This window comes from Serratia sp. 2723 (assembly GCF_050434425.1).
GTDB lineage: Bacteria > Pseudomonadota > Gammaproteobacteria > Enterobacterales > Enterobacteriaceae > Chania.
Window position 1 is genome coordinate 112,836 of record NZ_JBNDIN010000013.1, and the last position, 23,944, is coordinate 136,779.

At 56.3% G+C, this 23,944-nt stretch carries 17 protein-coding genes and 2 pseudogenes; 14 read left to right on the forward strand and 5 right to left on the reverse strand.

All coding sequences use genetic code 11. The features are described 5' to 3' along the window. Nucleotides 1-44: 44 nt before the first annotated feature. The 5 genes and pseudogenes from ABIE29_RS18495 (at nucleotide 45) to ABIE29_RS18515 (ending at nucleotide 6,500) form a co-directional block, all read left to right on the forward strand. The gene (locus tag ABIE29_RS18495; RefSeq protein ID WP_429620133.1) at nucleotides 45-1,760 is read left to right on the forward strand and encodes a lysophospholipid acyltransferase family protein; all 1,716 of its coding nucleotides are present in this window, start codon (nucleotides 45-47) and stop codon (nucleotides 1,758-1,760) included. A gap of 217 nt (nucleotides 1,761-1,977) precedes the next feature. Continuing rightward, nucleotides 1,978-2,119: pseudogene (locus tag ABIE29_RS18500) on the forward strand (ABC transporter ATP-binding protein); the annotation flags it as partial. 531 nt (nucleotides 2,120-2,650) lie between these two features. Beyond that, on the forward strand, nucleotides 2,651-4,567 hold the full coding sequence (locus ABIE29_RS18505; protein WP_429620135.1) for a PTS mannitol transporter subunit IICBA: 1,917 nt from the start codon (nucleotides 2,651-2,653) through the stop codon (nucleotides 4,565-4,567). A gap of 63 nt (nucleotides 4,568-4,630) precedes the next feature. Continuing rightward, nucleotides 4,631-5,779 (forward strand): mannitol-1-phosphate 5-dehydrogenase, encoded by a 1,149-nt coding sequence (locus ABIE29_RS18510; protein ID WP_429620137.1) that lies wholly within the window; start codon nucleotides 4,631-4,633, stop codon nucleotides 5,777-5,779. A gap of 163 nt (nucleotides 5,780-5,942) precedes the next feature. After that, the gene (locus tag ABIE29_RS18515) at nucleotides 5,943-6,500 is read left to right on the forward strand and encodes an MltR family transcriptional regulator (protein ID WP_024483278.1); all 558 of its coding nucleotides are present in this window, start codon (nucleotides 5,943-5,945) and stop codon (nucleotides 6,498-6,500) included. Here ABIE29_RS18515 and ABIE29_RS18520 read toward each other — a convergent pair. After that, nucleotides 6,497-7,105 carry a LysE family translocator gene (locus ABIE29_RS18520; RefSeq protein ID WP_429620140.1) on the reverse strand — a complete coding sequence of 203 codons (609 nt, stop codon included), beginning with the start codon at nucleotides 7,103-7,105 and terminating at the stop codon, nucleotides 6,497-6,499. The two genes, ABIE29_RS18515 and ABIE29_RS18520, sit on opposite strands and share 4 nt — an antisense overlap. A 136-nt stretch (nucleotides 7,106-7,241) precedes the next feature. On the opposite strand from ABIE29_RS18520, the gene ABIE29_RS18525 reads away from it, so the two are divergent. Both ABIE29_RS18525 and ABIE29_RS18530 read left to right on the forward strand, forming a co-directional pair. Continuing rightward, on the forward strand, nucleotides 7,242-8,711 hold the full coding sequence (locus ABIE29_RS18525; RefSeq protein ID WP_429620142.1) for a PLP-dependent aminotransferase family protein: 1,470 nt from the start codon (nucleotides 7,242-7,244) through the stop codon (nucleotides 8,709-8,711). A gap of 67 nt (nucleotides 8,712-8,778) precedes the next feature. Continuing rightward, nucleotides 8,779-9,141, forward strand: coding sequence for a YibL family ribosome-associated protein (locus ABIE29_RS18530; RefSeq protein ID WP_024483275.1), 363 nt, complete (start codon nucleotides 8,779-8,781; stop codon nucleotides 9,139-9,141). Between the two features lie 390 nt (nucleotides 9,142-9,531). On the opposite strand, the gene yiiM is transcribed toward ABIE29_RS18530, so the two are convergent. From yiiM to fdhD, 4 genes and pseudogenes are all read right to left on the reverse strand, one after another. Continuing rightward, nucleotides 9,532-10,203 (reverse strand): 6-hydroxyaminopurine reductase, encoded by a 672-nt coding sequence (gene yiiM, locus ABIE29_RS18535; protein WP_429620144.1) that lies wholly within the window; start codon nucleotides 10,201-10,203, stop codon nucleotides 9,532-9,534. 101 nt (nucleotides 10,204-10,304) lie between these two features. Then, on the reverse strand, nucleotides 10,305-12,227 hold the full coding sequence (locus tag ABIE29_RS18540; protein WP_429620147.1) for a methyl-accepting chemotaxis protein: 1,923 nt from the start codon (nucleotides 12,225-12,227) through the stop codon (nucleotides 10,305-10,307). Between the two features lie 200 nt (nucleotides 12,228-12,427). Continuing rightward, a complete protein-coding gene (sodA, locus tag ABIE29_RS18545; protein ID WP_248945171.1) occupies nucleotides 12,428-13,051 on the reverse strand; it encodes a superoxide dismutase [Mn] in 624 nt (207 codons plus the stop codon). Between the two features lie 127 nt (nucleotides 13,052-13,178). Continuing rightward, nucleotides 13,179-13,943 (reverse strand): annotated as a pseudogene (gene fdhD / locus ABIE29_RS18550) (formate dehydrogenase accessory sulfurtransferase FdhD); the annotation flags it as partial. A gap of 235 nt (nucleotides 13,944-14,178) precedes the next feature. On the opposite strand from fdhD, the gene fdnG reads away from it, so the two are divergent. The 7 genes from fdnG (at nucleotide 14,179) to selB (ending at nucleotide 23,844) form a co-directional block, all read left to right on the forward strand. Continuing rightward, on the forward strand, nucleotides 14,179-17,226 hold the full coding sequence (gene fdnG, locus ABIE29_RS18555; protein WP_429620150.1) for a formate dehydrogenase-N subunit alpha: 3,048 nt from the start codon (nucleotides 14,179-14,181) through the stop codon (nucleotides 17,224-17,226). 12 nt (nucleotides 17,227-17,238) lie between these two features. Continuing rightward, nucleotides 17,239-18,150 carry a formate dehydrogenase subunit beta gene (fdxH, locus tag ABIE29_RS18560; RefSeq protein WP_021807291.1) on the forward strand — a complete coding sequence of 304 codons (912 nt, stop codon included), beginning with the start codon at nucleotides 17,239-17,241 and terminating at the stop codon, nucleotides 18,148-18,150. Then, the gene (fdoI, locus tag ABIE29_RS18565; RefSeq protein WP_021181336.1) at nucleotides 18,147-18,785 is read left to right on the forward strand and encodes a formate dehydrogenase cytochrome b556 subunit; all 639 of its coding nucleotides are present in this window, start codon (nucleotides 18,147-18,149) and stop codon (nucleotides 18,783-18,785) included. The genes fdxH and fdoI overlap by 4 nt, the downstream gene beginning before the upstream one ends. Beyond that, the gene (gene fdhE, locus ABIE29_RS18570; RefSeq protein ID WP_429620153.1) at nucleotides 18,782-19,711 is read left to right on the forward strand and encodes a formate dehydrogenase accessory protein FdhE; all 930 of its coding nucleotides are present in this window, start codon (nucleotides 18,782-18,784) and stop codon (nucleotides 19,709-19,711) included. The genes fdoI and fdhE overlap by 4 nt, the downstream gene beginning before the upstream one ends. 181 nt (nucleotides 19,712-19,892) lie before the next feature. Beyond that, nucleotides 19,893-20,543, forward strand: a complete 651-nt coding sequence (locus ABIE29_RS18575) for a DcrB-related protein (RefSeq protein WP_429620203.1) — start codon at nucleotides 19,893-19,895, stop codon at nucleotides 20,541-20,543. Nucleotides 20,544-20,614: 71 nt separating this feature from the next. Beyond that, complete coding sequence (selA, locus tag ABIE29_RS18580) at nucleotides 20,615-22,006, forward strand: L-seryl-tRNA(Sec) selenium transferase (RefSeq protein ID WP_429620155.1); 1,392 nt, start codon at nucleotides 20,615-20,617, stop codon at nucleotides 22,004-22,006. Then, nucleotides 22,003-23,844, forward strand: a complete 1,842-nt coding sequence (selB, locus tag ABIE29_RS18585; protein WP_429620157.1) for a selenocysteine-specific translation elongation factor — start codon at nucleotides 22,003-22,005, stop codon at nucleotides 23,842-23,844. Before selA ends, selB begins: the two co-directional genes overlap by 4 nt. The last annotated feature ends 100 nt before the right edge of the window (nucleotides 23,845-23,944 follow it).

Consider the following 23,944-nt stretch of genomic DNA (forward strand, 5'->3'; position numbering starts at 1 on the left):
ATCTTTGATTGAATTAACACGGCAATAGAAAAAAGGTGATTTGCGTGGGCGTGATAAATAAAGTCATTGGTGAGTTTTACCCGGGCAAGCAGGTTTCTTATCGAAAACGCCGCTTGATTGAGTGGGTGTTTGCAGAACATAAAATTGCGCCATTATTGCAGGCAGCTTCTGGCAAGCAGGGGCTGGAATGGGTCGAGTCTATTGTTGAATCACTCGAGCTGCGTTGCGAGGTACATAGTGGCGACTACGATAATATCCCCAGTCACGGCCCGGTAATTGTCATTGCCAATCATCCTACCGTAGTTGATGGTCTGGCGCTGATCAACACTATTGCCATGGTGAGGAAGGACGTCAAAATTGTCGCCAACCAGGTGTTGACTGCCATCTTTCCGCAGATCAAAGCCATTTCTATCGGCATTAGTAATATGCATGGGAAAATGGGCCATCGCCAGTTCAAGGAAATGAATGACCACCTAAGACAGGGCGGAGTGTTAATCATCTGCCCGGCCGGGCGCCTTGCCAGCATCTCTTTGACCGGCATACGGGAGTCACGCTGGCAGCCGGGGTTTATCCGGTTGGCTACCAAATATCAGGCGGCGCTGTTGCCGGTGCATATTTCCGGAGTGAACAGTCCATATTATTACCTGGCCGCCACGCTCTGGCGCCCGTTGTCCAATTTGATGTTTCTCCGTGAAATTGCCGGGCACCAGGGCGGTCGGTTGCGTATGAGGATCTGCCCGCAGATTGCGCTGCCCAGACTGCACCAGCAGAGTATCGCTGACGATAAGATCGCGGACGAAGTACAGCGCCACCTGTTACGGGTCGGCAAGGGTAAACCTGGGGGGGTGGCGACAGAACTGCCGTTAGCCAGACCAGAGCAAAAGAGTCTGCTCATCAACGCATTCAGCCAATGTCGGATCCTGAAAACGCTCGGTGATGGCAAGGTGTTATTTCACTATCGTTATCAGGGGGAGCCCTATGCGCCGATACTTCAGGAACTGGGGCGGCTGAGAGAAATTGCTTTCCGTGCCATTGGCGCAGGCAGCGGGAAAAGAAGGGATAATGACGGCTACGATCATGATTACCACCATGTGATCCTCTGGGATCCCTGCGAGTTGGAAGTCGTGGGGGCGTATCGCATTACCCCGGCAGGGGAACAAATCGCCAAAAAAGGGGTTGAGGGTCTGTATAGCCATGAACTTTTTCATTTTGACGAAAGCTGCCTTGCCACCCTTCAGGCGAGTTTCGAAATAGGGCGTGGCTTCATTCAGGAGCGGTATCAGAAAACCCATGCTCTCGATGCGTTGTGGAAAGGGATTTTCTGTTTTGTCATAAAATATCCTGAGTATAAATATCTGCTGGGCGTATTAACCATTCCCAATTCTTTTCCAACCTATGCGCAGGCGCTGATTGTCAGTTTTTATCAGCTTTATTTTTCCGGTTCCTCGTTGTTAGACGTTTCTTTGGCACCTTATCAGGTGCAAGACCCTCGGATCTGCGACTTTTATGCCGGTAATGATTTTGAACAGGACTGGAAAAAGCTTAATAACTCGCTGCGCGAACTGGGTTGCGCACTGCCGTGGCCATATAAACAGATGGCACGCTGGTTTAATTATGGCGGCTCCACGTTGCTTGGATTCAGGGATGATAATACGTTCAACTCTGTTGTCGGCTTAAGTCTCAGCGAGATAGCCAGCCTGAAAAAAGCCTACTACATGCACTATATCGCTAAAGCGATGGCGGAGCCGAATCATGGGTGAATGGCATGTTATTGCGGTTTTGGCTTCAGGTTGCAGCAACTATTGACCCGTGAGGTGGCAGGAAGTCTTTGCCATGGACTTTATCAAAAATAAATTTTTTATTCTGTTATTTTTCATTGGATTGGGCGACTGCGATGATGTGCAGGAGCGTGCATTTTCTGGCTATGTGCTGGGGGGTTGCGAATTGGTCAGCCGGTGGATGTCGAGGTTGTAGCCGATGAGTAAGCTCTGTATTGATGTGACGGGGCTTGAATAGGCACTTTGGCACACGGCACGTAGTGAAAGATTTCTCGTTGCAAATAGGCTGGGGCGAGATCCACGGTTTCCTTGGGCCGAACGGCAGCGGCTCGGTTCTATCCACCGTCGCTTTGCGGATTAAGGCGGAATTTTCAGCCGCTGGCCTGCCCTCTTCCTTGATACTTCTGTACTACACTTCCAGTAAATAACCTTAATGGTTGTGAATGAAAATGTTGCTTTCTTTCACCGATCGCAATGTGATTGGTGGTTTCCCGGCTCGATGAGTGCTCGCAGGGAATATCCGCCTTTCACGCCACGGTCCGGTGGCCGTATGTAAAATAAATTGTGATAAATATCACATTTTTCAAACAAAGCTGAGAACTTGATATGTGATTAAGATCATATTTTTGGCCTGTTTTGTCAGCTTACATTGGTTTTGTATTTTTTATACAAGGAATAAATGTGATGTATATCACTATAACTACCCGGTGGTAGGGTTGTTATGAGTGATCTGGATCACATTACCCCCGTAGAGTTCGCGTAGTAAAAAGAGCGTGGTAGAGTCCGTTTCGCAAACAGCATCAACAGGGCTAGAACGTTACAACAATTATCGCGCGCTCTTATTGTCAGCGCGTAACAATAGGGGTGTGTTTATGTTTTCACCAGACATCAAGGTTAAAGTGCAAAACTTTGGCCGTTTCCTGAGTAATATGGTGATGCCCAACATTGGCGCATTCATCGCCTGGGGTATCATCACTGCGCTATTCATTCCTACCGGCTGGCTGCCAAACGAAACGTTAGCCAAGCTGGTTGGGCCAATGATCACCTACCTGCTGCCACTGCTGATCGGTTATACCGGCGGTAAACTGGTGGGCGGCGAGCGTGGCGGCGTGGTCGGTGCCATCACCACCATGGGCGTGATCGTCGGGGCAGACATGCCGATGTTCTTGGGTGCCATGATTGTTGGGCCGCTGGGTGGCTGGGCGATCAAGCATTTTGACCGTTGGGTTGACGGCAAGATCAAGAGCGGCTTCGAGATGTTGGTCAACAACTTCTCCGCCGGCATCATTGGTATGCTGTTGGCGATCCTGGCCTTTATGGGGATCGGGCCATTGGTCGAAGCGCTGTCCAAAGTGTTGGCGGCTGGCGTGCATATCATGGTGGTCAACAACCTGCTGCCATTGACCTCGATCTTCGTTGAACCGGCGAAAATCCTGTTCCTGAACAACGCCATCAACCACGGCATCTTCTCACCGCTGGGCATCCAGCAGGCGACGGAAACCGGTAAATCAATCTTCTTCCTGATCGAAGCCAACCCAGGCCCGGGTTTGGGCGTGCTGATGGCCTATATGTTCTTCGGCCGTGGTAGTGCCAAGCAGTCTGCTGGCGGTGCGGCGATCATCCACTTCCTGGGGGGTATCCACGAAATCTACTTCCCATACGTGCTGATGAATCCACGCCTGATCCTGGCGGTTATTCTGGGCGGTATGACCGGCGTATTCACCCTGACCCTGTTGAACGGCGGCCTGGTATCTCCTGCTTCCCCTGGTTCTATCCTGGCGGTGCTGGCGATGACACCAAAAGGCGCCTACTTCGCCAACCTGGCGGCGGTATTTGCGGCGTTCCTGGTCTCCTTTGTGGTCTCATCTTTCCTGTTGAAAACCTCGAAAGTGAAAGAGGAAGACGATCTGGAAGAGGCGACCCGCCGTATCCAGGACATGAAAGCCCAGTCTAAAGGTGGTGCCGCGGTAAACGCAGCGGTAGACGGCGATCTGAGCACCGTGCGTAAAATCATCGTAGCTTGCGATGCGGGTATGGGCTCCAGCGCCATGGGTGCCGGCGTGCTGCGCAAGAAAGTGGCGGACGCGGGGCTGAAGAATATCTCCGTAACCAATAGCGCAATCAACAGCCTGCCGGAAGATGTGGATCTGGTGATCACTCACCGCGATCTGACCGAGCGTGCGATGCGCCATGCGCCGCAGGCCCAGCACATCTCGCTGACCAACTTCCTGGACAGCCATCTGTACAGTGATTTGACCGCCCGTCTGGTGGCCGCTAACAAGACCAGCGAAACCGAGCAGAAGGTTATCTCCACCCTGGATGACAGCTTTGACGCCAGCGAACAGAACCTGTTCAAACTGGGTGAAAGCAACGTGTTCCTCGGCTTGCAGGCCATTGATAAAGAGCAGGCCATTCGCTTTGCCGGTGAGCAACTGGTGAAGGGGGGCTACGTCGAGCCCGAATATGTTCCGGCCATGTTGGAACGTGAAAAGCTGACCTCTACCTACCTGGGCGAATCCATTGCTGTGCCGCATGGCACCATCGAAGCCAAAGACCGGGTACTGCGTACCGGCGTGGTGTTCTGCCAGTATCCGCAGGGCGTGCGATTCGGTGACGAAGAGGATGAAGTTGCACGCTTGGTTATCGGTATCGCGGCGCGTAACAACGAGCATATCCAGGTGATCACCAGCCTGACCAATGCGTTGGATGATGAAAGCGTCATCGAGCGGCTGGCAAATACCACCAGCGTCCAGGAAGTGCTGGATTTGCTGGGCGGTAAGAAAGCCTGATAACAGAATTATTTTAAAGGGTGCAGCTTGCTGCACCCTTCTACATTTAAGAAAGGGTGGAATATGAAAGCATTACACTTCGGAGCCGGTAATATTGGCCGTGGCTTTATTGGCAAACTGCTTGCTGACGCGCACGCCGAACTGACTTTTGCTGACGTTAACCAGACGGTGCTGGACGCGTTGAACCAACGCAAAAGCTACCAGGTACATGTGGTGGGTGAGCAGGCACGCGTTGAAGAGGTGAACAACGTCAGTGCTGTTAATAGCGGTAGTGAAGGGGCGGTGGCACTGATTGCCCAAGCCGATATCGTGACGACGGCCGTAGGCCCACAGATCCTCGCGAGAATCGCCGGGACTATCGCCAAAGGCCTGATCCTGCGCCATCAGCAAGGTAATACTCAACCGCTGAATATCATCGCCTGTGAAAACATGGTGCGCGGCACCAGCCAGCTCAAACAGCACGTGTTCGATGCACTGCCGCAGGATGAGCAGACCTGGGTTGAGCAGCATATCGGCTTTGTCGATTCCGCGGTAGACCGTATCGTGCCGCCAGCCGAGGCGGGCAGCAACGATCCGCTGGAAGTGACGGTGGAAACCTTCAGCGAGTGGATCGTCGATCAGACCCAATTCAAAGGGCAACCACCAGCTATCGCAGGCATGGAACTGACCGACAACCTGATGGCATTTGTTGAGCGCAAGCTGTTTACCCTCAATACCGGCCATGCGATCACCGCTTACCTGGGCCAGCGCGCCAAGCTGTTGACCATTCGTGATGCGATCCTCGATCCGGTCATCCGCCAGGTGGTCAAAGGGGCGATGGAAGAGAGCGGTGCGGTGCTGATCAAGCGCTACGGTTTTGACGCCGACAAACATGCTGCCTATATCAACAAAATCCTGTCCCGCTTCGAAAACCCGTATCTGCATGATGATGTAGAGCGCGTGGGTCGTCAGCCGTTGCGTAAACTGAGCGCAGGCGATCGCCTGATCAAGCCGCTATTGGGCACCTTGGAATACGGTTTACCGCACGCCAACCTGATTAAGGGGATTGCCGCCGCCATGAGCTACCGCAGCGAACAGGACCCACAGGCACAAGAGCTGGTAGACTTGCTGGCAAAACTGGGTCCAAAAGCCGCGCTGGCGCAAATTTCCGGTTTACCGACCGACAGCAAGGTTGTGGAAGAAGCGGTTGCTGTGTATAACGCCATGCAGTAAACGCTGTGATATCAAACCAGTGTAAGCAAACTCATTCCCTTTCCCCACGGATAAGGGGTAGGGTGAGGGGGCAAGGCGTCTTTGCCCCCATTCGGGCTCACTCCCTGCGGTTAACGGGGAGCGCCCGAGTGACCACACCACCCACGCGATTCGAAAAGCGAAGATGATCGAGACACAGGCATTCGAAAACAAGGTTCTGGAAAAGCTGAACGCTGGCAAGACGGTGCGCAGTTTTCTGATTGCAGCGGTCGAGCTGTTGGCAGAAGCGCTTAACGTCCTGGTGGTGCAGGTTTTCCGTAAAGATGACTATGCGGTGAAATATGCCGTCGAACCTCTGTTGTCCGGTGCCGGGCCGCTTGGTGAACTTTCGGTTCGTCTGAAGCTGATGTACGGGCTGGGGGTGATTTCCCGCCACGAATACGAAGATGCCGAACTGCTGATGGCGATGCGTGAAGAGCTGAACCACGACGGTTCGGAATATCGCTTTATTGATGATGAGATACTCGGCCCCTTCGGTGAGCTCCACTGCGTCAGCGCTTTGCCGCCGGTCCCCACGTTTCTACAACCCGGCGAGGCGGATGAATCGTTGATCGCCATGCAACACCAGCGTTACCAGCAGATGGTACGCTCCACCATGGTGCTGTCGATTACCGAGCTGCTGGCGGAAATCGGCGCCAAACAGCCCTCCCGGCTCTCCCCTCTCGGTGCTCAAAAGCCTTAAGCCATCAGCGCACGCCACTCGTCAAACAGCAGCCATAACGCGGTTGCTGCCATTAAGCCCGCCATCACGCCGTTAAATAACCGCAATTTCCAGGTCACACGCAGAGCGTGGCGTAACCGATCACCCATCAGCGCCCAGATCAGGATGCAGGGAACATTCACCGCGGTGAAGCCTGCGATGGTTAACAGCGTATGATGCAGCGTCGCCCCCTCTTGAGGCGTGAACAGGATCGCCACGTTGATGGCCATCAGCCAGGCTTTCGGGTTGACCGCCTGGAACAAGGCTCCGCCAATAAAGTGCATTGGCCGCGTCTGCTGTTTTGCATCCGGTGAGGCCGCTTTAAACAGCTTCCATGATAGCCACAGCAGGTATGCGCAGCCCGTCACCGCCAGGGGGAAGCGGATGGTATCGGCCCAGTTAAGGATCAGCGCCAGCAATAGCGTAGTGAGTGCTAACTGTGCCGCACAGCCCAGGCTGATACCAAACATCATCGGCAAGGTACGCCGTAGGCCGAAATTGACGCCGGACGAGGCCAGCAGCAGGTTATTGGGGCCAGGAGTAATCGACATCACGGTCACGTAACTGATAAAAGCAGAGTCCAGCATGAGGTTTTCCATACATGATTGGTGGTGATCACCAGCATAAGGGCTATGGGATGATGGTGACAGAATCAGAAATCAGTTATTGTCATGGTTACAGTTGCAATAATTTTTAACTGTACCCATTACCTGGAGAGAAATTGTGACTCTGCTCGACGAGATCCCGGAAACCCGCTACCTGCAACTGGCGGAGACATTATCGGTCGCTATCCACCGTGGCACTTTACCGCCCGGTAGCCGGCTGCCTTCTGTTCGCCGCTGCGCACAAAGCCACAGCGTCAGTATCAATACCGTGGTGGCAGCCTATCGCCAGTTGGAAGACCGGGGGCTGATCGAGGCGCGGCCACAGTCTGGTTTTTACGTGCGGGCGACCTTGCCTGCGTTGAAAACGGCGTCGGCACCCAGTAACCGGGTAGAGCAACCGGCGGATGATGTGCTGGCCCTGATCGATACGGTTTTCGCCGCCCAGCAGAACCCGGCCTTCACCAATTTGTCGCTCGCCTGCCCGCAAACCGTGGATTTTTATCCCGGAGGCAAGCTGGGGCGGATGTTGTCATCGCAGTTGCGCCGCCAGCCTAACCTGATTGGCCAATACGCCTTGCCGCCAGGTAGCCTGCGGTTGCGCCAACAGATTGCCCGGCGCTCGATGACGTTGGGCATGTTGCTGGAGCCGAGTGACATCACGCTGACGCACGGTTGCATGGAAGCCTTGCAGCTGGCGCTCAGGGTGACCACCAAGCCGGGTGACTGCGTGGGGTTGGAGTCTCCGACCTATTTTTACCTGTTGCCGCTGCTCGCCAGCCTGGGGCTGAAAGCGTTGGAAATCCCCACCGACCCACAGCATGGCCTGTCGTTGGATGCGCTGGAGTTGCTGTTGCAGGAGAAACGGCTGAATGCGGTTATCGCCATGCCGACGATACAGAATCCGTTGGGTTGCACCATGCCGCTGGCATCGAAAAAACGGCTGGCACGCCTGATGAACGATCACCAAGTGCCACTGATCGAAGATGGGCTGTATGCCGAGCTGCAATTTGACAGCGCGCTTAGCCCGGCGGTGAAGGTGTTCGATAGCGACGGCTGGGTACTGTTTTGCTCCAGCTTCACCAAAACGTTGGCACCGGATTTCCGTATCGGCTGGGTGGTCGGCGGGCGTTTCAGTGAGGCGCTGCGCAAGCTGAAGGCGGTGTCTTCGATGTCGGAGTCGCACTTGCTGTCGGAAACGCTGGCCATGTTCCTGGAGGCAGGGGGATACGATCATCATCTGCGCAATTTGCGCAAGCGCTATGCGGCGCAGGTGGAAGAGGCCAGGGCGCTGATTGCCCGCCATTTCCCGCGCGGGACAAGAGCTACCCAGCCTGCCGGTGGGTTTGTGTTCTGGGTGGAGTTCCCACCGGGGGTGGACACGGTAGCGCTGTTCCATCAGTTGCTGGATGAGCAGATTTGCCTGACGCCCGGCACGCTGTATTCTCCAAGTGGGCGTTATCATAATGGGTTGCGGCTTTCCTGCTGCTATCCATTTAACGCCCGTTATACCCAGGCGCTGGCGCGGGTGGGGGCAAAAGCCTGCGAGATGAGCGGTCTGCCTGCGGGAATTGCGCAAGGTGAGGAGTAACCTGCCGTGCATTTTGCTACACTAGCGAAATATTTTTTAAGCCATAGAACAAAACAGGCCAGAGACGATGAAAGAGAAAGAAAAAGCCGAGATTAAGCGCCTGAGCGATTTGCTGGACGCACTGAACCACAAAGACACCGTGGTGATCCAGCAGGGTAACACCGACCTGATTGCGCAACATCTCAAAGAAAAAGAGAAGCTGAAGACCGAGATTGAGCGCCTGAAAAACGTGCGTGTGGAAAAACTGAGTGCGGAAGCGCAAAAGTTGAGCCAGCTGCCGTTCAGCCGTGAGATTACCAAGAAAGAGCAGGCGGATATGGGCACGCTGAAGAAAAGCGCCCGTGGCCTGATCGTGGTGCACCCAATGACCGCACTTGGCCGCGAAATGGGTCTGAAAGTGGTTACCGGCTACGCGAAAAAAGCGTTCTGATTACCCCTCACCCCAACCCTCTCCCATAGGGAGAGGGAGCGGATAGCCCCTGCTCTTTTGGGGGAAAGCAGATAGCCTCAGCAAATTCGATCACCCCTGAGCCAAAGTGCAAAGTGAGTCACAACAGTTTCAAACATACTCGATCGGCTCCTCATCCAACGTGAATCGCTACAATTTCAAACATACCCGATCGGCTCCTCATCCAACGTGAATCGCTGCAATTTCAAACATACCCGATCGGCTCCTCATCCAAGGTGAATCGCTGCAATTTCAAACGCACTCGATCGGTTCCCTCTCCCTGTGGGAGAGGGTTAGGGTGAGGGGATAGCCAACTGATATGCTTTATCCGGCCTTGGTCGTAAAGTCCGTACAGGTCTGGTAAAGCACCGATTAACGGCCAAGCAGACGGCGGTTGAGGTCTTCGATTTTGCCACTGGTAATGCGCGTCAGCATGGTTTTGCTCCAACTGGCCGACAGACCCGCGACCGACAGTAAACGACGGTATTGCTCTTCATCGAACGGCATGTGCCAGGCGATGCTGATCGCTTGTGCGACGGAAACATCGCTATTGCGGGTCACCAGTTCCAGCGGTTGATCGCCACTGACCGATCCGGTCGACACCACGCGGTACAGCCAGCCGCAGCGGCCGGTTTGCTGCATCAGCACCGAAATATCGTCGATAGCGAAATGGTAATTGAGCTTGAAACACGGGGAGCGCGGTTGGGTTACCTGGATCAGCGCTTCGCCCCAGCGGAAAATATCCCCCATAAACACGTTATGTTCGGTCAGGCCGAGGGTCGAAATATTCTCACCAAAGGCTGGTGCGCAGAACTGTTCTGCCTGAGCGGGGAACTGTTTACGCCAGTGGTCGTAGTGTTCGCGCGGGTAGTGGCACAACGCGCGGTCAGGCCCGCCGTGATAGCTTTTTTCTGCCTGTTCATCGCTTGGCAGACCCAGTGGGGTAAGCTTCAGTGTGCCCTCCACCAGGCGTTTGGCGATGGCGCTGGGGCGGCCACCTTCATAAGGTTGAATCGAACCGAGATAGACGTCTGGGTGGTGCATGCTAGCCTCCATTCACGCTCGTTAATGCCGTCTAGCATAGCCCGAGTTGAGGGGGAGGAACAGAATAACCCGCCCGGAAATCATCGGGCGGGCGGGAGGGATTAGAAGGTCGTCCAGTTATCTTCGGCGCTGGTGCTCGGTTTGGCCACTGGTGGTGATTTGAGCTGGGTGGCTTTGGTTTCCATTGGCGCAGCCTTATCCGCCAGGCGGAATACCGCAACGCTTTGCAGCAGCATCTCGGCCTGCTCTTCCAGTGAATCGGCTGCTGCGGCAGACTCCTCCACCAGTGCGGCGTTTTGCTGCGTGGTGTGATCCATTTCCACGATGGCCTGACCAATCTGCGCGATGCCTCTGGTCTGTTCATCGGAGGCGGCGGCTATTTCAGCCATGATATCGCGCACGTGAGTGACCGAGCGGACGATTTGCTCCATGGTGTTGCCGGTGTCTTCCACCAGTGTGGTACCGCTCTGTACTCGGCTGACCGATTCGTTGATCAACCCTTCGATTTCTTTTGCCGCCTGGGCGCTGCGTTGAGCCAGGTTACGGACTTCGCTGGCGACAACCGAGAAACCGCGCCCCTGCTCGCCTGCCCGGGCCGCCTCTACGGCGGCATTCAAGGCCAGGATGTTGGTCTGGAAGGCAATACCGTTGATCAGGGTGGTAATTTCGGCGATCCGCTGCGAACTGTTGGAAATATCCCGCATGGTGCTGACGACGTTGTTGACCAGTTTGCCGCCCTGCTGTGCGGTTTGTGAGGCATCGGTTGCCAGTTGGTTGGCGTGATGGGCGTTGTCGGCATTCTGCTTCACCGTAGCGGTGAGCTGTTCCATGCTGGCGGCGGTTTCTTCCACCGCAGCGGCCTGCTGTTCGGTACGTGAAGAGAGGTCGGTATTGCCTGCTGCGATCTCCCCGGCGGCGGTGGAGACTTGGCTGACCCCCATCTGGATTTTCTCAATCATATCGCGCAGGTTCTGGCTCATGGCGGCGACGGCATTGAGCAACTGACCCAGTTCATCACGGCGGGTGCTGGTTTGCGCCTGGCGTAGATCACCCTTGGCAATACGTTCTGCCAGTTCCAAGGTGCTGCTGAGTGGGCGAGTGATCTGCAATGTGATACGCCATGACACCAGCAGGCCGGCAAGAATGGCGATCGCCGTGGTGATCCCCATTTGCCACTGTGCGGTATTGATATTTTTGTGCGTCTGCGTCAGCTCATCTTTCATGAAATTGTTAACCAGCGTACCGATCTCGTCAGCGTAGCCGCCGAGCTGTTTGCTGATCTTGAACTCATTCTCAACGGCGGGCAGGTAGGCCGCGATGTGGCCTTTATACTCGTCAAGCACGCTCAACAGGGGCTGTAGCAATGGGCGCTGTGACTCGTTCAGGCGTTGGCTGAGCGTGTGGGCGGCGCTACGGGCGTCATCGATAGCGCTGAGCAATGGGGTTTCGGCGTCGCGAGTGGGTTGCAGCACCAGGCCACGGGCATAGTAGCGGATCTGGGTCAACTTCTGGTTTAACTGGGTAAACGCCAGTTGCAGATCGGCAGTACCCACCTGACGTTCAACCTGGCTCAGGCTGTCCTGAACTTCGGACATGTTCCAGCTTGCTCGCACCGCGTCTTTATCCGCCACGGCTTTGGCAAACATTTTCTGTTGCTGATCGTAGTTACCTAGCAACACCACCAGCAACTCCAGATCCTTGCGGCTTTGCGTATCCCAATCCAGGTTCTGTGCATGGCTGGCCAGCTGTAACGCGTTCTCGATATGTTTGCGGTTACGCTCGAGGAACTCAGGCTTGTACTTTTGGCTAAACATGGCGCGGTAGTATTTCGCCTGGCCGATTTCGCCCGTCAGCTGATAGCTGAAATCGATGCGATTGCTGCGTGATTCGATAAGATTGAGGTAGGTTATTCCGGTGCCAGCGATAATGATCGCCAGTATTAACATCAGAGAGAATCCGAGTCCGAGCTTTTTACCTACAGTGAGATGAATGATTTTTCCTGCCAAAGCTTGCAATGCCGCCATGATTTTTCCCTCTTTAGGCGTTAGTCAATTGAACAAAGCATCGGCAAGAGGCGGTTAAACTTTAGCGGACAATGGGCAAAAAGATACCCGCATCAGCGGGCATCATCGTCGTGTTTCAAGCTGCAGCGTTGTTACCTGCACATAGCTATTCGGCCCATCCATGGACCTCACCCCTTTGAAATCCATAGGGGAACGCCAAATTATTTCTTGGCTTCGGCGAAGCGTTTGGCCGCTTCGTCCCAGTTCACCACGTTCCAGAATGCCTTGATGTAGTCAGGGCGACGGTTCTGGAATTTCAGGTAGTAAGCGTGTTCCCACACGTCCAGGCCAACGATTGGCAAGCCTGAAGCGCCGGAGACGGCTTCGCCCATCAGCGGGCTGTCCTGGTTAGCGGTAGATACCACGGCCAGTTTGTCGCCTTTCAGCACCAGCCAAGCCCAGCCAGAACCGAAACGGGTGGCGGCGGCTTTCTCGAACTCTTCCTGGAATTTCTCTACGCTGCCGAAATCGCGCTCGATAGCGGCTTTCAGATCGCCACCCAGCGTGGTGCCGGTTTTCAGACCTTTCCAGAACAGGCTGTGGTTAGCGTGGCCGCCTGCGTTGTTGCGCATAAAGGTGCGCTTGTCTGCAGGGACTTTATCCAGATCCTGGATCAGCGCTTCTACGCTCAGCGAAGCCAGCTCAGGGTAAGCTTCCAGCACGGTGTTGGCGTTGTTGACGTAGGTCTGGTGGTGTTTGGTGTGATGGATTTCCATCGTCTGTTTGTCGAAATGCGGTTCCAGTGCGTCGTAAGCGTAAGGCAGGGATGGCAGTGAATAACTCATAACATCATCTCCAGTAGGGTAAGGCGGCGCAAAATGTGAGCACCGCGTAAGCAGTATGATGCATTATAATTAATTAAATGATATTGAAAATGATTATCAATGCCCTGCGGATAGTGTGGATAATCCTTTAATCGGTAATACGTTGCGGATGAGTAAACACCGTTGCCCGGCCAGGTTTGCTAAAGCCAACCAATGTCAGGTTGCTGCGCTCGGCGATTTCCACCGCCAGCGAGGTGGCGGCAGAGACCACAAACAGGATCTCTGCACCGCACATGGCGGATTTTTGCACCATCTCGTAGCTGGCCCGGCTGGAAACCAGGATCGCCCCTTGTCGCCAGTCTTGTTTGGCGCGTATACCGAGCATTTTGTCCAGCGCCACATGGCGGCCAACGTCTTCACAGCCGCCCAGCAGTTCACCCTGCGGTGAGATCCAACCTGCAGCGTGGGTACAGCCTGTCAGTTGGCCGACCTTCTGCACCTGGCGTAACTGGCCGAGGGCGCGATCGAGATTGGCCAAGGAGAAGGTCTGGGTGAAGGGCAGCGGTGTGACCGGGCGGAAGATATCCGCCAACTGTTCAATACCGCAAACGCCGCAGCCTGTGCGGCCCGCCATCGCCCGACGGCGCTCCTTCAGCCCGGCAAAACGGCGGCTGGAAAGTTCAATTTGCACCTCCATGCCGTTGCAGGTGGGATTAACTTCTATACTGAAGATATCCCGTGGCGAGTCGATAATCCCTTCCGACAGGGAAAAACCGAGGGCGAACGCCTCCAGATCCTTTGGCGTACACATCATCACCACGTGAGAAATGCCGTTATACACCAGCGCGACCGGCACTTCTTCGGCGAGCCAATCTTGCTCTGTGGTGGCCAACTGTCCGCGCTGGTACACCGGAGCCTGGATCAGGCCCGTGAGCGCGTTCACATTTGTGGGTTGCTCTTGGTTATTTTTGTTCACTTTCCTGGCACCTGTTTGTAACAACCCTACGCCTGCTATGGTATTATTGCGGCGCCGTTGCGGCCCATTTGGCCAATACCCACATAAGAATAGTGATTTTAGCGCGTCCCGCTTTGAGGGGGGAAGCGTCATTTGAAACAATGTGACAACACGAGAGAGAAAGGAGACCCCCATGCAGGTCAGCAGAAGGCAGTTCTTTAAGATCTGCGCTGGCGGTATGGCAGGAACCACGGTGGCCGCACTGGGCTTTAGCCCGGCGGTGGCATTGGCGGAAACCCGGCAGTACAAACTGCTGCGCGCCCGTGAAACCCGTAATACCTGCACGTATTGTTCCGTCGGCTGTGGGCTGTTGATGTACAGCCTTGGTGATGGCGCCAAAAACGCCAAAGAGAGCATCTTCCATATCGAAGGGGATCCAGACCATCCGGTAAACCGTGGTGCACTGTGCCCGAAAGGTGCAGGTCTGGTGGATTTCATCCACAGCGAAAGCCGTCTCCAATACCCTGAATATCGCGCTCCAGGCTCAGACAAGTGGCAACGCATCAGCTGGGACGACGCCTTCACCCGCATCGCCAAACTGATGAAAGAAGACCGCGATGCCAACTTCGTCAACACCAACGATCAAGGCGTTACCGTCAACCGTTGGTTGACCACCGGGATGCTGTGTGCTTCGGCCTCCAGCAACGAAACCGGTATGCTGACCCAAAAATTTAGTCGCGCTCTCGGCATGCTTGCCGTAGATAACCAGGCGCGTGTCTGACACGGACCAACGGTAGCAAGTCTTGCTCCAACATTTGGTCGCGGTGCGATGACCAACCACTGGGTTGATATCAAGAACGCCGATTTAATTATTGTCATGGGTGGTAATGCGGCAGAAGCGCATCCAGTGGGATTCCGCTGGGCGATGGAAGCCAAAATTCATAATAAAGCCAAGCTGATCGTCATCGATCCGCGCTTTACCCGTACTGCATCCGTGGCGGATTTCTACACGCCTATCCGTTCAGGTACCGACATTGCTTTCCTGTCGGGCGTCTTGCTGTACCTGATCACCAATAACAAGATTAACCGCGAATACGTGGACGCCTACACCAACGCCAGCCTGCTGGTGCGGGAAGACTTCACCTTCGACGACGGCCTGTTCAGCGGCTACGACGCGGATAATCGCAAATACGATAAAACCACCTGGAATTACCAGCTCGACGAGAACGGTTTCGCCAAGCGTGATACCACGCTACAGGATCCGAACTGCGTGTGGAACCTGCTGAAAAAGCACATCAGCCGTTATACGCCAGAGGTGGTAACCAACATCTGCGGCACGCCAACCGAAGACTTCCTCAAGGTGTGTGAATATATCGCCGAAACCAGCGCCAACGACAAAACGGCCTCGTTCCTCTACGCCCTGGGCTGGACACAGCACTCGGTCGGTGCGCAGAACATCCGCACCATGGCGATGATCCAACTGCTGCTTGGCAATATGGGCATGGCGGGTGGTGGCGTGAACGCCCTGCGTGGCCACTCCAATATCCAGGGGCTGACCGATTTGGGTCTGCTGTCACAAAGCCTGCCGGGCTATATGACGCTGCCTTCCGAGAAACAGGCCGATCTGGATACCTACCTGAAAGCCAACACGCCGAAGGCGCTGCTGCCGGGCCAGGTAAACTACTGGAGCAACTACCCGAAATTCTTCGTCAGCATGATGAAGAGCTTCTACGGCGACAAAGCGCAGAAAGATAACAGCTGGGGCTTTGACTGGTTGCCGAAGTGGGACAAAGGCTACGATGTCCTGCAGTATTTCGAGATGATGTCGCAGGGGAAAGTGAATGGCTATATCTGCCAGGGCTTTAACCCGGTTGCCTCGTTCCCGAACAAGAACAAAGTGGTGGCCTCGCTGGCCAAGCTGAAGTTCCTGGTGACCATCGATCCGCTGAACACCGAAACCGCCAACTTCTGGCAGAACCACGATGAGTTCAACGACGTCGACCCATCGAAAATCCAGACCGAGGTATTCCGCCTGCCGTCCACCTGCTTTGCCGAAGAGAACGGTTCAATCGTTAACTCTGGCCGCTGGCTGCAATGGCACTGGAAAGGGGCCGATGCCCCAGGGGAAGCGCTGAACGACGGTGAAATTCTGGCGGGGCTGCTGATGCGCCTGCGCGAAATGTACACCCGTGATGGCGGTGCGGTCCCTGAGCAGTTGCTGAACATGTCCTGGGATTACCTGACCCCGGAAAATCCGAAGCCAGAAGAAGTGGCGATGGAGAGCAACGGCCGGGCACTGGCGGATGTCCTCGATCCGGACGGCAAAGTGTTGGCGAAGAAAGGCGAACTGCTCAGCACCTTCGCGCACCTGCGTGATGACGGCACCACGGCAAGTGGCTGCTGGATCTTCGCAGGCAGTTGGACGCCAGCGGGCAACCAGATGGCGCGCCGTGATAACGCCGATCCTTCTGGCCTTGGCAACACGCTGGGCTGGGCTTGGGCATGGCCGCTGAACCGCCGCATCCTGTATAACCGTGCGTCTGCGGATCCAGCGGGTAAACCGTGGGATGCCAAACGCCAGTTGCTGGAGTGGGATGGTGCCAAGTGGGGCGGGGTTGATATCCCGGACTACAGCGCCGCCGCACCGGGCAGCGACGTCGGGCCGTTTATCATGCAGCCGGAAGGCATGGGCCGCCTGTTTGCCCTCGACAAACTGGCGGAAGGGCCGTTCCCTGAACACTACGAGCCGTTTGAAACGCCGCTCGGCACCAACCCGTTGCACCCGAACGTGGTGTCCAACCCGGCGGCGCGCGTGTTCAAAGACGATCTGGCCGCGATGGGCAAATCCGACAAGTTCCCGTATGTCGGTACTACCTATCGCCTGACCGAACATTTCCACTACTGGACCAAACACGCGTTGATCAACGCCATCGCTCAGCCAGAGCAGTTCATCGAAATTGGCGAGAAGCTGGCAGAGAAGAAAGGCATCAAGCAGGGTGATACGGTCAAAGTCAGCTCCAACCGTGGCTATATCAAGGCCAAGGCGGTGGTGACCAAACGTATTCGTACTCTGCAGGTAAATGGCCAGGATGTGGACACCATCGGCATCCCGATCCACTGGGGTTACGAAGGGGTGGCGAAGAAGGGCTTTATCGCCAACACGCTGACGCCGTTTGTCGGCGACGCCAATACGCAAACGCCAGAGTTCAAGGCGTTCCTGGTTAACGTGGAAAAGGTGTAACGGAGACGAATTATGGCAATGCAATCTCAAGACATCATTCGTAAATCCGCCACCAATGGCTTCACCCCGGCACCGCGCGCGCGCGATCACCAGGAAGAAGTGGCCAAGCTGATCGATGTCACTACCTGTATCGGCTGCAAAGCCTGCCAGGTGGCCTGTTCTGAATGGAACGATATCCGCGATGAAGTGGGGCACAACGTCGGGGTTTACGATAACCCCGCCGATCTGACCGCCAAATCGTGGACGGTGATGCGCTTCTCGGAAGTTGAGGAGCACGGCAAGCTGGAGTGGCTGATCCGCAAGGATGGCTGCATGCACTGCGCCGATCCGGGCTGCCTGAAGGCGTGCCCATCGGAAGGGGCCATCATCCAATACGCCAACGGCATCGTCGATTTCCAGTCCGAACACTGCATCGGCTGCGGCTACTGCATCGCCGGTTGCCCGTTCGACGTGCCACGCATGAATGCGGAAGACAACCGGGTGTACAAATGTACCCTGTGCGTCGACCGCGTTGGCGTTGGCCAGGAACCGGCCTGTGTGAAAACCTGCCCGACCGGAGCGATCCACTTCGGCACTAAAGAAGCGATGAAAAATGTCGCGGCGGAACGTGTCGATGAACTGAAAACCCGTGGCTACCAGAATGCCGGTCTGTACGATCCGGCTGGCGTGGGCGGCACTCACGTGATGTACGTACTGCATCACGCCGATAAACCGCAGCTGTATCACGGTTTACCGGATAACCCGACCATCAGCCCGGCGGTGACCTTCTGGAAAGGGGTCTGGAAGCCGTTGGCCGCCATCGGGTTTGCTGCCACCTTCGCGGCCAGTATCTTCCACTACGTCGGCGTGGGGCCAAACCGCGTTGAAGAAGAGGAAGAGCAGGATCCGAAGGACGAGCATCATGATGAGGAGACGCGCAAATGAGGAAGGAAAAGCCAATTCAGCGCTATAGCGCGCCGGAGCGGATTAACCACTGGATTGTGGCGTTCTGCTTTATTTTTGCCGCCATCAGCGGGCTGGGGTTCCTGTTCCCGTCCTTCAACTGGCTGATGAATATCTTTGGTACGCCACAGCTGGCACGGATCCTTCACCCCTTCACCGGGGTGTTGATGTTTGTCGCGTTCCTGCTGATGTTCCTGCGCTACTGGAAGCACAACCTGATCAACCGGGAAGATATCGTCTGGGCGAAAAACATCCACAAAATCGCCATGAATGAGGAAGTGGGTGACACTGGGCGTTATAATTTCGGTCAGAAGTGCGTATTCTGGGCGGCGATCATCAGTCTGGTGCTGTTGCTGGCCAGTGGTATCGTTATCTGGCGGCCATACTTTGCCCCATCCTTCTCCATTCCGCTGATCCGCATCGCGTTGGTGGTGCATTCGTTGGCAGCGGTGGGGTTGATCATCGTGATTATGGTGCACATTTACGCCGCGTTGTGGGTAAAAGGCACCATTACCGCGATGGTGGAAGGTTGGGTGCCGGCTGCCTGGGCCAAGAAGCATCATCCGCGCTGGTACCGTGAGGTCCGCGAGAAACAACAGGAAGACAAACCCAGATGAGTATCCGCATCGTTCCTAAAGAGCAGTTAGGGGCACAGCGTGAAAAGTCTTCAACGGCGGAAACTATTCCGCCGTTACTTTTCGCCAACTTGAAGAGCCTTTATACCCGCCGAGCCGAACGTCTGCAGCAACTGGCCGTAGACCATCCGCTGGGTGACTATCTCAATTTTGCTGCCAGCATTGCGCAAGCGCAGCACAACGCCTGCCATGATAATCCGTTGGAGCTGGATCTCGGCGAAACGCTGACCCAGAGTGCCGCCAGCGGCAAACCTCCGTTGGACATCAGCGTCTATCCGCGTAGCGAGCACTGGCACAAGCTGCTGGCCTCGCTGATCGCAGAACTGCGTCCGCAGGCACCGGAACACGTGCTGGCGGTGTTGGATAACCTGGAGAAATCCTCGTCCCATGAGCTGGAGCTGTTGGCCAGCGCCCTGCTGAAAGGCGAGTTTGCCAAAGTAGGTAGCGACAAGGCACCGTTCCTGTGGGCGGCGCTGTCGTTGTACTGGGCGCAGATGGCCAGCCAGATCCCTGGCAAGGCGCGGGCCGAGTACGGCGAGCATCGCCAGTTTTGCCCGGTTTGCGGCAGTATCCCGGTTTCCAGCGTGGTGCATCTTGGTACCGTGAACGGCCTGCGCTATCTGCACTGCAACCTGTGCGAGAGCGAATGGCACGTGGTGCGGGTGAAATGCAGCAACTGCGAGCAAACCGGCGATCTCAACTACTGGTCGCTGGAAAGTGAGCAGGCGGCGGTGAAAGCGGAAAGCTGTGGCGACTGCGGCACCTACCTGAAGATCCTCTATCAGGAGAAGGACCCGAAGGTCGAAGCGGTGGCCGACGATCTGGCTTCGCTTATTCTTGATGCCAAGATGGAAGAAGAAGGCTTCGCGCGCAGCAGTATCAATCCGTTCCTGTTCCCTGGCGAGTAATTACAGTTGGGCTTGTTCGTTCGCCCCTTGCCACTGTAATTGCCCAACTCAAGTCCATCACTTTTGCAGCTCCCTCTCCCTGTGGGAGGGGGCCGCAACGACTTTCGGATTAGACATCTGGCAAACCGGGAGGCGAGTTGCTACCGTTACGCCAAGACGCGTAACGCGAAAGGAAGAAATGATGTTGAAGACCCTTGCCAAAGGCGCGGCGCTGGCCGTGCTGCTTACCGGGCTGGTAGCCTGCGATAATCAGGACAGCAAAAAGCCGGAAGTCCCCGCACCCGCGCCAAAACCGGTCGTGACACAACCCGTAACGCCAGCCCCAGCGCCACCGGTGGAAGCACCCAAGCCCGCCCCTGGCCTGAACGTCTCGCTGCAAAAAGGCCAAATCACCTTTGAACTGCCGCCGGGTTTCAGCGATCAGACCAAGCTGAGTGGCATCATCAACGATAATAAATCGACCATTCAGCTGTTCCTCGACAGCAAATCGCGCCAGCGCACCGTCGCTTCGGAAGTGATCCCGCCGGCAGACATGAAGATCAATACCAGCGATGCGATGCTCAAAGAGCTGACGCAAAGCATCATTACCGAGCTGTCTGACCGCTATCAGAACATCCAGAAAACCAAAGAAGAGAATTTCACCGTTGGTAAGCAGAAGTTCCATCGTCTGGATACCGAACAGACGGTCAACGGGCAAAAACTGGTTTCCACCATCGTGCTGACGGTGTTCAATAAACGGGTTGTCACGTTGCAGCTGTTAACGCCGGCTAAAACACCGGATCTGCATCATGCCCTGGTACAGCGAATTATTGATACCATGCAGGTTAAATAACCTGACTGGTTTGACTCGGCACGCCAATAAGCCAGTTTGCCGATAACCGGACACTGAAAAATCGAGTGACCATGAGCACTGAATCCCAGCACCTATACAGCCAGTTACCTGCCATTGACCGCCTGCTGCGCGATCCTGCCGTTGAACCCGCCGTCGCCAAACACGGCCAGACGCTCATCAGCGAACTGCTGCGCCAGATGCAGGCGCAGGCGCGTGAAGCCATCAAGACGCAGCAACAGCTGCCCGCCTGGTGTCAGGACTGGCCGCAGGCGCTACATGCCCGCCTGGAGCAGCAACAGCGCCCGGCGTTGCAACCGGTGTTTAACCTCAGCGGCACCGTGCTGCACACCAATCTGGGGCGAGCGCTGTTGGCGCAACCGGCAGTTGATGCGGTGGTCAGTGCCATGAGTAGTGCCGTGACGTTGGAATACGATTTGGATGGCGCAGGCCGTGGGCATCGCGATCGGGCCATCGCGGATCTACTCTGCCAGCTCACCGGGGCGGAAGATGCCTGCATCGTCAACAATAACGCGGCGGCGGTGTTGTTGATGTTGGCGGCGGTGGCTCCGGGCCAGCAGGTGGTGGTATCACGCGGCGAGCTGGTGGAAATTGGTGGCGCATTCCGCATTCCGGACGTCATGCGCCAGGCGGGCTGCCAACTGGTGGAAGTGGGCACCACCAACCGTACGCATCTGAAAGATTATCGTGCCGCCATCAACGAGCAAACCGGCCTGTTGATGAAGGTACACACCAGTAATTACAGCATTCAAGGATTTACCTCCGCAGTCGATGAAAGCGAACTGGCGGTGTTGGGCCACGAGCACGGCATCCCTGTGGCGACCGATTTGGGCAGTGGTTCGCTGATCGACATGGCGCAATACGGCCTGCCAGCCGAACCGATGCCGCAACGCCTGATTGCCGCAGGTGTCGATCTGGTGACCTTCTCCGGTGATAAACTGCTGGGCGGGCCGCAGGCAGGGATTATTGTCGGTAAAAGAGATCTGATCGCCCGTTTGCAACAGCACCCACTCAAGCGCGCCCTGCGCGTCGGCAAAATCACGTTGGCGGCGCTGGAAGCCACGCTGCGGTTGTATCAACAGCCTGAATTGCTGGCAGAACATTTACCTACCTTGCGCTTACTGACCCGTCCGCAGCAGCAGATGCAGGAAACAGCGGAACGTTTACACAGCCAGTTGGCTCCACAGTTTGCTGGCCGTTTCGAGTTGCGCAGCGAGCCGTGCTGGTCACAGATTGGCAGCGGATCGCTGCCGGTAGATCGCCTGCCTAGCTACGCGCTGACCTTTGCCCCGCTCGATGGCCGGGGAGCAACATTAGAAGGCTTGGCCCAGCAGTGGCGTAGCTTGCCGCAGCCGGTCATTGGCCGTATCAACGACGGCAAACTGTGGCTCGATCTGCGTTGCCTGGAACAGGAGGGCGCACTGGTTGAGGCGCTGAGCGCATGATTATCGCCACCGCTGGCCATGTCGACCACGGCAAAACCACCCTGCTACAGGCGATCACCGGCATCAATGCCGATCGTCTGCCGGAGGAGCAACGCCGTGGCATGACCATCGACCTTGGTTATGCCTATTGGCCGCAGCCAGATGGCCGCGTGCTGGGGTTTATCGACGTTCCCGGCCATGAAAAATTCCTCGCTAATATGCTGGCGGGCATTGGCGGCATCGATCATGCGCTGCTGGTGGTGGCCTGCGACGATGGCGTAATGGCTCAAACCCGCGAGCACCTGGCGATCCTGCGCCTGAGTGGCAGGGCGCAGTTGACGGTGGCGTTAACCAAAGCCGACCGTGTGGATGCTGCCCGAGTCGCCGAAGTGCAAACCCAGGTGCTGGCCGAATTGGCGCAGCAGGGCTGGCATGATGTGCCGGTGTTTGTTACTGCGGCGGCACAAGGGGAAGGTATTGATGAGCTGCGCCAGCACCTGTTGGCGTTGCAACCCGGTGAGCACTTACTATCACGCCGTTTTCGGCTGGCGGTGGATCGCGCTTTCAGCGTCAAAGGTGCCGGGCTGGTGGTGACAGGGACGGCGCTGGGCGGCAGCGTGGCGGTAGGCGATACGCTATGGCTGACCTGTGTGGATGTCCCGGTGCGGGTGCGCGGCTTGCATGCGCAGAATCAGGCGGCAGAGCAGGCGGTTGCCGGACAGCGCATTGCGCTGAATATCAGCGGTGACGTCAGCAAAGACCAGCTAACGCGCGGCGACTGGCTGTTGGCGCAGCAACCGCCAGCGGCGGCAGAGCGCATTCTGGTAGCGATAGAGGCCGATGTGCCGATACAACACTGGCAGTCGCTGCATATTCACCATGCCGCCAGCCATATCACCGGGCGCATTGCGCTGCTGGCCGACAACCTGGCGGAACTGATCCTCGATCGTCCGCTGTGGCTGGTGGAAAACGATCGGCTGGTGCTGCGTGATATCAGCGCGCGCCAAACGTTGGGGGCTGCACGCGTGCTGGGGCTCTCCTCGCCGAAACGGGGCAAGCGTCAGCCGGAGTATCTGGCCTGGCTGGCAGCGCTGGCTCAGGCATCCAGCGATGGGCAGGTGCTGGATTTGCGCTTGCCGGGCGGCGCACTGGATTTGGCCGCCTTTGCCTGGGCGCGGCAACTGACGGATGACGGCCTGCGGGAACTGCTGGCGGGTTATACCCTGATGATCTCCGGCGAGATGGCGTTGGCCCCGGCCAACGTGCAAGCGCATGAGCAGCGCCTGTTGCAGGTGTTGGCCGAATACCATCAGCAACATACCGATCAGCTAGGTCTGGGGCGCGCTCGTCTGCGCCGTATGGCGTTACCGGCGTTGCATGAACCGCTGGTATTTATGATGATCGATCGGCTGCTGGCGGCGGGTTTGCTGCGCAATACGCGCGGCTGGCTGCACCTGCCAGACCACGGTTTGGCGTTCAGCAGCGAGCAACAGGCACTGTGGAGCCGTATTGAACCGCTGTTTGGTGAAGAGCCATGGTGGGTGCGCGATCTGGCCGCCTCGTTGGGCGAAGAGGAAAACAGCGTTCGCGCCGCGTTGCGCAAGGCGGCACAGCTTGGCTATGTCACCGCCGTGGTGGTCGACCGCTACTACCTCAGCCAGCGTATCGAACAGTTTGCCACGATGATCCGCGAGCTGGACGCCACGCAAGGCAGCACCAATGCCGGTGACTTCCGCGATCGGCTGGGGGTTGGCCGCAAGCTGGCAATCCAGGTATTGGAATTCTTCGATCGCAGCGGCTTTACCCGGCGCAAGGGGAATCAGCACCTGCTGCGGGATCGCGGGCTGTTTGGCGGTTGACAGTATGGGTGCATACTGTTGGGCCCAGTTTGAAAAATTGTGACATTCCTCATGCGTTTGAGCATTGTTTCGCCATTCCTCCTCATAAACAATTATTATT